This is a genomic window from Ruegeria sp. ABV3_008, from assembly GCF_056161185.1.
Genome location: NZ_JBSWYP010000001.1, coordinates 385723 through 395287 on the forward strand (window position 1 = coordinate 385723; position 9565 = coordinate 395287).

Here is a 9565-nt window from a genome sequence, read left to right on the forward strand (position 1 = left end):
AAGCTGAATTGCGCCGGTTACCAACGCAGAACAACCGCGCCCCAAGCCAGCCCGCCGCCGATGGCTTCGGTTACGATCAGATCGCCTTGCTTGATTTGCCCGCGCTGTTTGCCAACCGACAGGGCCAGAGGGATCGACGCGGCAGAGGTGTTGCCGTGATCCTGTACGGTGACCACGACATTCTCCATCGGCAGGCCCATCTTCTTGGCGGTGCCCTGAATGATGCGGATATTGGCCTGATGCGGCACAATCCAGTCCACCTCCGAAGCCGCCAGACCGGCGCGATCAAGTGCGGTGTTAGCGGTTTTGGCAAGCTTTTCAACGGCATGGCGGAAGACCTGATTGCCTTGCATCCGCAAATGACCGGTCGATTGCGTTGACACGCCGCCATCCACATAAAGCAGGTCCTGATAACGTCCGTCCGAGTTCAGATCGGTTGCCAGAACGCCTCGGTCGGCTGCGGTGCCTGCGCTGTCTTGTTCTTCAAGGATCAGGGCACCTGCGCCGTCGCCGAACAACACGCAGGTCGAACGGTCGGTCCAGTCCATGATTCGGGAAAACGTTTCGGCCCCGATCACCAGAACGCGTTTGGCCTGACCCGAGAGGATCAGCGCGTTTGCGTTGCTCAGCGCGAAAACGAATCCGGCGCAGACGGCTTGCACATCGAAGGCAAAGCCGCGGGTCATGCCAAGGCGGGCCTGAACCATCGTTGCTGCAGATGGAAAGGTCAGATCAGCGGTCGAGGTCGCAAGGACGATGGCGTCGATGTCGTCTGCTTCCAGCCCCGCGTCTGCAAGGGCCGCTTTTGCGGCATTGGTCGCCAGATCCGAGGTAGTTTCGCCTTCGGCAGCAAAGTGGCGGCGTTCGATCCCTGACCGGGTTCGGATCCATTCATCCGTCGTATCCAAAGTCTGTTCAAACTCGGAATTTGGGACAACACGTTCGGGCAAATAATGTCCGACACCTACAACGACTGAACGGCCTGCCATGTTTGAGGTACTGCCTTCTTTGTTATTTTTCCGCCTGCGGCGCGGCATGCGCGGCATCTTGTGCAAGCTGGGCCGTTGATGCAACCCGTGCTGCCAATTTTTCGGCAAAACCTGATTGGGCCAGTGTAAAGGCCAGCTTGACTGCGGCTGACACTCCGGTCGCGTCTGCGCCGCCGTGGGATTTCACCACGGTTCCATTCAGCCCTAGGAAAACGCCTCCGTTCACGCGGCGCGGATCGATGCGCTTTTTCAAACGATTCAGCGAGGTGATTGCCAGCACCGATGCTAGCCGTGAGAGGGGTGTGTATTTGAACGCTTCGCGCAAAAGATCGCCGATCAGGCTGGCTGTGCCTTCGCCGGTTTTGATCGCAACGTTGCCGGTAAACCCATCGGTGACAATGACATCTGCCTTGTCGCCGGGAATATCGCTGCCTTCGACGAAGCCCACGAAATCGAAATTCGCGGATTCGGCGAAGTCGGTGATCATGGCATGCGCTTCTTTCAGCTCTGCCCGACCTTTATGTTCCTCGGTACCGACATTCAGAAGCCCGATCCGAGGGCGTTGCAGCGCCATTCCGTTGCGGGCGTAAGAGGCGCCCATCAGCGCATATTGCAGTAAATCCTTGGCGTCGGCGCGCACATCGGCACCGACATCCAGCATCACGTTGAACCCCTGAGGATTGCGTGAGGGCCACAGAATCGCAATCGCCGGGCGGCTAACTCCAGGCAGTTTGCGCAGACGCATCATCGACAACGCCATCAGCGCGCCGGTGTTGCCACAGGATACCGCGCCATGGGCATCACCCTGACGTACGGCCTCAAGCGTGGACCACATCGAGGTTTGCTTGCCGTTGCGCACAACCTGGCTGGGCTTGTCCTCCATCGTGACGACGTCTGGACAATCACGAAAATCGACGCGCCCATCAAGGACGCGCCGTTTCGCTACGAGCTTGCGCAGCTTGTCTTCCGGACCGTGCAGCAGAAACCCAATATCGGGGTTCTTCTTCGCCGATTGCGCCAAACCTGCAACAACAGCTACGGGACCATCGTCCCCCCCCATAGCATCAACGGAAATGATGATCCGTCCGGCGTGCGTGGGTTGTTCCGTCATGCGAAGGCTTGCGCTCGATCAGGCTTAGGCTGCGTCTTCGTCCAGGTCGATTTCGTCGGCCTGAGCGACGACTTCACGGTCGTCATAGTGGCCGCAGGATGCGCAAACGTGGTGCGGGCGCTTCAGCTCGCCGCAGTTCGGGCATTCGTTCGGGTTTGCAGCAACCAGAGCGTCGTGTGCGCGGCGGTTGTTGCGACGCGACTTGGAAACTTTGTTCTGTTGGACGGCCATGGTCTCAACCTTTGTCTACTGAGGGTCAGCAGAATCGCCGCCGACCGGGTTTCATATTTCGTTTATCGTGGTTTGACGCGCGTTTAGGGTACATGCCCCACATTGTCCAACCCTAAATCCGATGAGCGCGCGAAAATACTGCGATTCTCGACATGTTCAAGCGATTTTTCTGACCGCTTGCTATGACAGGAAATCTCTGCCCTGTCACTCGTCTTTTTTCAGCGCATCGCGCAAACCTGCCAGTCCGGCGAAGGGTTTGGCATCTTCGTCCGTCATCGCCTGTTTGCCCGGCTCGGTATAGTCGGCCTGCTCCAGTTCGGCACCCTCCTTGCGTGGATAGAGGGGGAGGGCCAGCGACAGCGCCTCGATCATCACCTGGGTGGGGTCAATTTCGGCGCCCAGAGCCTCGGTTTCGTCGCCTTCGGGGATTTCGAACTCTTCATCCTCGGGGTCTGCCCAGTCGGCCAGAAAGGTACGAGTGACGGGGACGTCGATACGTGTGGTCACCGGTTCCAGCGTCACGACGCAGGGTTGCACGACAGTTGCGCCCAGTTTGGCGGTGAGGACCCAGTCCTTCTTTCCTTCGGCCTCAACTTGGCCGACAAAGCTGAGCTTGCGAAGGCCCAGCAGGTCAAGCTCGGCTTTGATGTTGTCCAGATCCGTCGCGTTTGGGCGCAATTCGAAGGATGTTGGCGTGTTTTGGGGCAGGTCGGCCACCCGCAGAGATGTCGTGTTGCTCATTCGTGACCCTTTCCTGTGTTGAACCGGGGCATCGGTTTCTGTAAGCGGATAGGGGCCGTTACGGATCAAGGCAAGAGGGTGTATATGGTGATGGGTGTGAACAAGGTGAAACGAGCAGCGAAATCGCTCGTCTTTATTGCCTGTCTGGCTGCGATTGCGGCCTGTACGCCGACCTTCAAGAATCACGGCTATATTCCGCCTGCCGAAGATCTGGCCGAGATCAAAGTTGGCGTCGATACCCGCGACACCGTGGCCGAAGCCATCGGCGCGCCCGGTATTTCCGGCGTTGTGCAAGATTCGGGCTATTACTACGTTGCCTCTCGCGTGCGCTTCTATGGCCCCAAACGGCCCGAGGTCGTCTCGCGCGAATTGGTTGCCATCAGCTTTGACCAGCGCGGCGTCGTCCGCAATATCGAGAGGTTCGGTCTGGAGGACGGAGTCGTCGTGACCCTTGAACGGCGCGTGACCGAATCCAGTATCCAGAACAACGGCTTCCTGCGTCAGCTGCTTGGTAACATCGGCAACTTCAACCCAGCCAACATTCCGGGCGCCACCAACTAAGTCACGGGACTGTCGTGTCGTCTTCACAAGGCGGTCACATCTGCCGTGATAGCAGAGCCATAAGGTTGAAATCCGGTCGGCAAGGGCGGAGGATGCGGTCATGGCGGTGTTGTTGAGTAAAGGGCGCTTTCGGGCGCGTCTGGCGCAGAGTGACGAAGATCTGGCGGCGGCGCAGGCTCTCCGAACGCGGGCGTTTGGCACCGGCGCATTGGATGCTGACGCGTTCGATCCCGTTTGCGCCCATGTTCTGGTAGAAGACCTTCAGGACGAGGCCGCTCTGGTCTGTTGTTTCCGCATGCTGACCATGGATAGTGGGACTGAGGTCGGGCGCAGCTACTCGGCGCAGTTTTACGATCTGTCCAGCCTCGAAGGATTCTCGGGCCGTATGGTTGAGATGGGGCGGTTTTGTATCCACCCCGACCGGACAGACCCGGATATCCTACGTGCCGCGTGGGGCGCGATGACGGCCTATGTGGACCAGAACAGGATCGAGATGCTGTTTGGGTGCTCCTCATTCGCAGGCACCGAAACGGCCGAGTATCTGGACGCGTTTGCGATGCTCAAGGACCGTCATTTGGCCCCGAAACGCTGGCTGCCGCGGGTGAAGGCTCCGGATGTGTTTCGGTTTGCGTCCAAGCTGCGGCGCAGGCCGGACGTCAAGAAAGCGATGCTGCGGATGCCGCCATTGCTGCGCACCTATCTGATGATGGGCGGCTGGGTTAGCGATCATGCGGTGGTGGATCGGCATATGAACACGTTACACGTGTTCACCGGGTTAGAGATCGGTGCGATACCTCCAGCCCGCAAACGGTTGCTGCGGGCGGTGGCTCGGTAATTCCGTATTTTCGACGACAAGAAGGTGTGGGCGTTGACGCGCCAGCGCTGCCGGTTTAGCTGGCGGGCATGGCGAGAATTCCTTTGTTGCAGATGTCCGGCATTTCCCTGACCTTCGGGGGTGATCCGGTGTTTTCCGGTTTGGATCTGGTGGTCCAGCCGGGTGATCGCGTTGCGCTTGTAGGGCGCAACGGCTCGGGTAAGTCCACCTTGATGAAGGTGTTGGCGGGGCTGGTTGAGGCGGATCAGGGTGAGATCGTTGTGCCTCCCGGCAAGTCCGTTGGGTACATGGAGCAGGACCCGGGGATGGAGGAGTTCGCGACGCTGGGCGACTATGCCTCAAGCGGGTTGGAACCGGGCGAGCTCTACAAGGTCGAACGGGCCGGTGAGGGGTTGAAATTCGACCCATCGCGCCCCGTTGAGACTGCTTCGGGCGGGGAACGGCGGCGCGCGGCCTTGGCCAAACTGATGGCCGAAGCGCCGGACCTGATGTTGCTGGACGAGCCAACCAACCATCTGGACATCGAAGCCATCGCTTGGCTGGAGCGCGAATTGGGCGCGACGCGGGCTGCCTATGTGCTGATCTCGCACGATCGCGCGTTCCTGCGGGCGTTGACCCGCGCGACCCTGTGGATTGATCGCGGCATGGTGCGGCGGCAGGAGCAGGGCTTCGAGGCGTTCGAGACTTGGCGCGACAAGGTCTGGGAAGAGGAGGATCAGCAGCGTCACAAATTGAACCGCCTGATCAAGTCAGAGGCGAAATGGGCGGTCGAAGGGATCAGTGCGCGACGTAAGCGCAACCAAGGGCGGGTGCGGGCATTGCAAGCCCTGAGGGCCGAGAAGGCGGCGCAGATCAAGCGCCAGGGCTCGGCGGCAATGTCGCTTGAGGCGGGGCCAAAGTCTGGGCGCAAGGTGATCGAGGCCAAAGCCTTGTCCAAAGCCTATGGCGACAAGCAGATCGTGCGCGGCTTTGATCTGTTGGCGCAGCGCGGCGATCGGGTTGCCTTTGTTGGGCCGAACGGGGTGGGCAAAACCACTCTGTTGAAGATGCTGCTGGGGCAAGAGGCTCCGGATGAGGGCTCTGTGACCCTGGGCACCAATCTGGAAATCGCGGTGTTTGACCAGACCCGCGCGCAGTTGGACCCTGAAATGAGCCTCTGGGACAGCCTGACCGGCGACCCAGAGATGCGCGTGTCGGGCAAGGCCGATCAGGTCATGGTTGGCGGGCAGCCCAAGCATGTTGTGGGTTACCTCAAAGAGTTCCTGTTCGATGAACGCCAGGCAAGAGCGGCTGTTAAGTCCCTTTCCGGCGGGGAAAAAGCGCGTTTGCTGCTGGCGAAGTTAATGGCGAAACCGTCGAATCTACTGGTGCTGGACGAACCGACCAACGATCTGGATGTGGAAACTCTGGACCTGCTGCAAGAGCTGTTGGACGACTATGACGGCACGGTTCTGCTGGTCAGCCACGACCGGGACTTTCTGGACCGTGTGGCCACCACAACCATCGCGATGGAGGGCAATGGCCGTGCTACCGTTTATGCGGGCGGGTGGTCGGACTATATCGCTCAGCGGGGTGATCTTGCCCCTAAGAAAGAAGAGAAAACAAAAGCTTCCAAGCCAAAGGTGAAGCAAGAGGCCAAGCCGAAACTAGGCCTGTCCTTCTCGGAAAAGCACCGGTTGGAGAAGCTCCCGGCCGAGATTGCGCGGCTGGAGGCCGAGATTGCCAAACTGGAAGAGCTGATGGCGGACCCGGATTTGTTCACGCGTGAGCCGGTCAAGTTCCAAAAAGCCACCGAGGCGTTGGTCGAACGGCAGGAAAAACTGTCGGCCTCCGAGGAAGAGTGGCTGATGCTTGAGGAAAAGGCCGAAGGCGGGTAGCAAAAGACCCGAAACTCAGTTTCCTCAGGTTTTCAAGGTCGTCTTATGCGCTTCCCCGGATCGGGCGTGCTGGGTTGCCAACGACCGTTTCATCGGGTGCGACAGATTTGGTCACGACACTGCCCGCGCCTACAATGGCCCGGTCGCCGATTGAGACACCAGGCAGGATTATAGCGCCGCCGCCAATCCAAACATTCTCTCCAATCGTGACCGGATGCGCGACTTCAAGACCGTCTGCGCGCAGGGCGGGGTCCTTGGCGTGTTCTGCGCAGTAGATCTGGACGTTAGGGCCCAGCATTGTGTCGCTGCCGATCCTGACAGGCGCGGTATCCAATATGGTACAGCCCGCGTTAAAATAGACACGATCGCCCAGAGAGAGGTTGAATCCATAGGCGCAATGAAACGGGGCTTCGATGAAGCACATATGCCCGATTTCGGCGAAAAGCGCACGCAGCTCAGGCGCGATCGGGCCGCGATCATCGGGTTGACATGAGTTGTGGGCGTAAACGGCGCGACGGGCGGTCTGGCGCAAGTCCTCCAGTTCCGGATCGAGGCAGGTGTACCACGCACCCGCCGCCATTTTCTGCCGTTCGCTCATGTCCTTAGGGTTAGCGCATCCTTAGGGCGCCGTCGATGCGGATGACCTCTCCGTTCAGATATCTCATCTCGACGATGAAGGCGGCGAGGCGTCCGTATTCCTTTGGATCCCCCAAACGGGGCGGGTTCGGGACGTCGGCGGCTAATTGCGCCTGCACCTCTTCCGGCAGACCGGCCAGCATCGGCGTCATGAAAATGCCGGGCGCGATGGTCATCACGCGGATACCGGTTGAGGCTAGGTCGCGCGCCATGGGTAGGGTCATGCCGACAACGCCGCCTTTTGAGGCCGCATAGGCCGCCTGACCCTTTTGCCCGTCGAACGCCGCGATAGATGCGGTGTTGATGATGACTCCACGGGCCCCGTCTGCATCGGGTTCATTCAAGGCCATTTGAGCCGCAGCCAAACGGGCGACATTGAAACTGCCCACCAGATTGATGTCGATGGTGCGCTGGAACGCGTCCAAAGGGTGCGGGCCGTCGCGCCCGACGGTCTTGATACCGTCCGCAATACCGGCGCAATTCACGGCAGCGGTGATCTTGCCCATTTTGTCCGTGGCCAGCCCGACCGCTGCTGCGACCGAGGCTTCTTGGGTAACATCGGTCTCATTGAAATGCCCTCCGATCTCGGCGGCGACCTTCGCGCCTCGGTCGGCATCGCGATCCAGCAGCGTGACCTGAGCGCCTTGCGCGGCAAAGTACCGGGCGGTGGCTTCGCCCAAACCGGACGCACCGCCGGTGATGATGGCTGCGGTGTCGGACAGGTTCATGATGGGCCTCCTCGCGGGTTAATGAACATATGTTCAATAAGCAGTTTGGCGGCGTCCTGTCTATAGGTTTGGCTTTGGATCCCGCGTTGGGTTCTGAAGAAATCCTCAGAAACCCTTCAGATCGGCTTCACGCAAGATCGCCAACTCGTGAATGAACAACCTGACGCGGTCGGGTGTTTTTTCGTCAGGAGGTGCTGAAATGTTAAAGAGTACAAAGCAAAAACTTGGCGCGCTTGCGATTGCGCCGTTTGTCGGGGTGTTCATGGTCGGAAGCGCAGCAGCCGCGCCGGAAACCTGCAACTGGAAAACAGCGCGTGATCTCGCCAATGCCGGAGACTACGCAGGTTTGTGCGATTGCGCGCAGGTTACGCCGAGCTTTCTGGAGCGTCTGCAGAGGCGGTCCGATTTCGAAACCACCCTCAGCGTAACAGGTGCGCAATGCCCGGGATTGGCAACGTTGCTGACCGATTTGCCCACGGCGAGTGTGCAGGTGGCTTCAAATCGGGGTGAAGACAGATCTTCCAACGGTCCGGGCAACGTCGGCGGAGGCGGTCCGGCAGGTGACGGTGGTCCAGGCGGCGATGACGGCCCCGGTGATGGGGGCGATGGTCCCGGAGATGGCGGCGGCGATGGACCGGGTAACGGCGGCGATGGCCCCGGTAATGGTGGCGGCGGTGGCGGCCCCGGTAACGGTGGCAATGGCGGCAACAACGGAGGCCCGGGCAACGGCAATGGAAATGGCGGAAACCCCGGAAACGGTGGTGGCAACAACGGAGGTTCAGGGCCGGGAACCGGTAACGGTGGCGGCAACAATGGACAGGGCGGCGGCTCCGGAAACGGCGGCGGCGGTAACGGAAATGGTGACAACAGTGGAGGCGGTAAAGGCAGCGATGGCAAAGGTGGCGGCAAAGGCGGTGGAAAAGGGAAACGCTGACCCTCAGTTATCGACAACTTGGACAAAACGGCGGCCACCAGCGATGGTGGCCGTTTGAGCGTTTGGGTTTACTGTTTTTGTATTACAAGACCGCCTGCGTCTGAAGACGCCGCTACAGATCCAGGCTGTATTTTTCGGGCTTGAAGCCCATCGCCAGCGGCATGTCTTTTGCGACGGCTTTTGGGATTTTGGTCCTCGGGATACGTTCGCTGGGTTTGCCATCCCGAAAGAAACTGTCAAACCTCCAACTCGCGTCCAGAGACTTTGGAAGTCTTTTCAGCATGTTGGCCGTTTCTTTGGTCGCGCTGCTTCCCCACCAGGGCTTCATGTTGCCTTTGCATTTCGCGTGAAACCGGATGCGGACCCTGTAGCCGGTCTGGTCTTCTTCCTTCTCAAGCTTGCCGAGGTGCTTGATCAGACCGGCTTCGAAGCTGCGCCGGTAATTGGAGTTCGAACTCGCCGACATCGGCGTCAAATTCGCGTTCACCCCCATACCGCCCAGCTTTTCGCTGAGGATATGACCCTTGACGTAGGTTTGCGCCTGCAATTCGGAATAGTCCGCCAGCATTCGAATTTCGGTCAGGGCCAGCAGGTCGAGGATCTCGTCGACGTTTTTGGCGCGGCCCAGTTTCTGAATCGTCGTTTTGTTGGACAGCGCTTTTTGGACTGCCTTGAGGTCGATGAGGCTTTTGATATCCCAACGGGAGTTCAGACGCTCCACAATCGTGCATTGCCCGGACGCTGGCCGACTGCCTTTCAATTGCAGGCTGTCGGTTGTCAGCACGCATGTCACTTCATCCGCGCCGACCGAGAAGGTCTCGCCTTCGAAATCAGCGTCTTTTCTGAGAGAGGGGGAGGAGAGTTTGTTCGGAATAACCATAACCAAATCTGACTTTTAAACTGCAATGGAATGCAGTCTAGC

Annotated in this window: 11 protein-coding genes; 4 read left to right on the forward strand and 7 right to left on the reverse strand. The window is 59.4% G+C overall.

Translation table 11 applies throughout. The features are described 5' to 3' along the window. Nucleotides 1-17 precede the first annotated feature (17 nt). The 4 genes from ACXAH8_RS01920 to ACXAH8_RS01935 form a co-directional block, all read right to left on the reverse strand. The gene (locus ACXAH8_RS01920; RefSeq protein WP_475215609.1) at nt 18-989 is read right to left on the reverse strand and encodes a beta-ketoacyl-ACP synthase III; all 972 of its coding nucleotides are present in this window, start codon (nt 987-989) and stop codon (nt 18-20) included. Nucleotides 990-1011: 22 nt separating this feature from the next. After that, entirely contained in the window at nt 1012-2100 is a 1089-nt protein-coding gene (gene plsX / locus ACXAH8_RS01925) for a phosphate acyltransferase PlsX (RefSeq protein WP_170548168.1), read from the reverse strand. A gap of 24 nt (nt 2101-2124) precedes the next feature. Beyond that, nucleotides 2125-2331, reverse strand: a complete 207-nt coding sequence (gene rpmF, locus ACXAH8_RS01930) for a 50S ribosomal protein L32 (RefSeq protein ID WP_008756996.1) — start codon at nt 2329-2331, stop codon at nt 2125-2127. Nucleotides 2332-2535: 204 nt separating this feature from the next. Then, entirely contained in the window at nt 2536-3072 is a 537-nt protein-coding gene (locus ACXAH8_RS01935) for a YceD family protein (protein ID WP_475215612.1), read from the reverse strand. A gap of 90 nt (nt 3073-3162) precedes the next feature. Here ACXAH8_RS01935 and ACXAH8_RS01940 point away from each other — a divergent pair, with 90 nt between their 5' ends. The 3 genes from ACXAH8_RS01940 (at nt 3163) to ACXAH8_RS01950 (ending at nt 6345) form a co-directional block, all read left to right on the forward strand. Next, a complete protein-coding gene (locus ACXAH8_RS01940) occupies nt 3163-3633 on the forward strand; it encodes an outer membrane protein assembly factor BamE (RefSeq protein ID WP_475215614.1) in 471 nt (156 codons plus the stop codon). A gap of 100 nt (nt 3634-3733) precedes the next feature. Then, complete coding sequence (locus tag ACXAH8_RS01945) at nt 3734-4468, forward strand: GNAT family N-acetyltransferase (protein WP_475215616.1); 735 nt, start codon at nt 3734-3736, stop codon at nt 4466-4468. Between the two features lie 68 nt (nt 4469-4536). Beyond that, the gene (locus tag ACXAH8_RS01950; RefSeq protein WP_475215619.1) at nt 4537-6345 is read left to right on the forward strand and encodes an ABC-F family ATP-binding cassette domain-containing protein; all 1809 of its coding nucleotides are present in this window, start codon (nt 4537-4539) and stop codon (nt 6343-6345) included. Between the two features lie 43 nt (nt 6346-6388). On the opposite strand, the gene ACXAH8_RS01955 is transcribed toward ACXAH8_RS01950, so the two are convergent. Continuing rightward, nucleotides 6389-6943, reverse strand: a complete 555-nt coding sequence (locus ACXAH8_RS01955) for a sugar O-acetyltransferase (protein WP_170373938.1) — start codon at nt 6941-6943, stop codon at nt 6389-6391. Between the two features lie 10 nt (nt 6944-6953). Then, on the reverse strand, nt 6954-7709 hold the full coding sequence (locus ACXAH8_RS01960; RefSeq protein ID WP_475215621.1) for a 3-hydroxyacyl-CoA dehydrogenase: 756 nt from the start codon (nt 7707-7709) through the stop codon (nt 6954-6956). A 199-nt stretch (nt 7710-7908) separates the two neighbouring features. On the opposite strand from ACXAH8_RS01960, the gene ACXAH8_RS01965 reads away from it, so the two are divergent. Beyond that, a complete protein-coding gene (locus tag ACXAH8_RS01965) occupies nt 7909-8643 on the forward strand; it encodes a hypothetical protein (protein WP_475215622.1) in 735 nt (244 codons plus the stop codon). A 112-nt stretch (nt 8644-8755) separates the two neighbouring features. On the opposite strand, the gene ACXAH8_RS01970 is transcribed toward ACXAH8_RS01965, so the two are convergent. Next, entirely contained in the window at nt 8756-9523 is a 768-nt protein-coding gene (locus ACXAH8_RS01970; RefSeq protein ID WP_475215624.1) for a hypothetical protein, read from the reverse strand. Between the last annotated feature and the right edge of the window lie 42 nt (nt 9524-9565).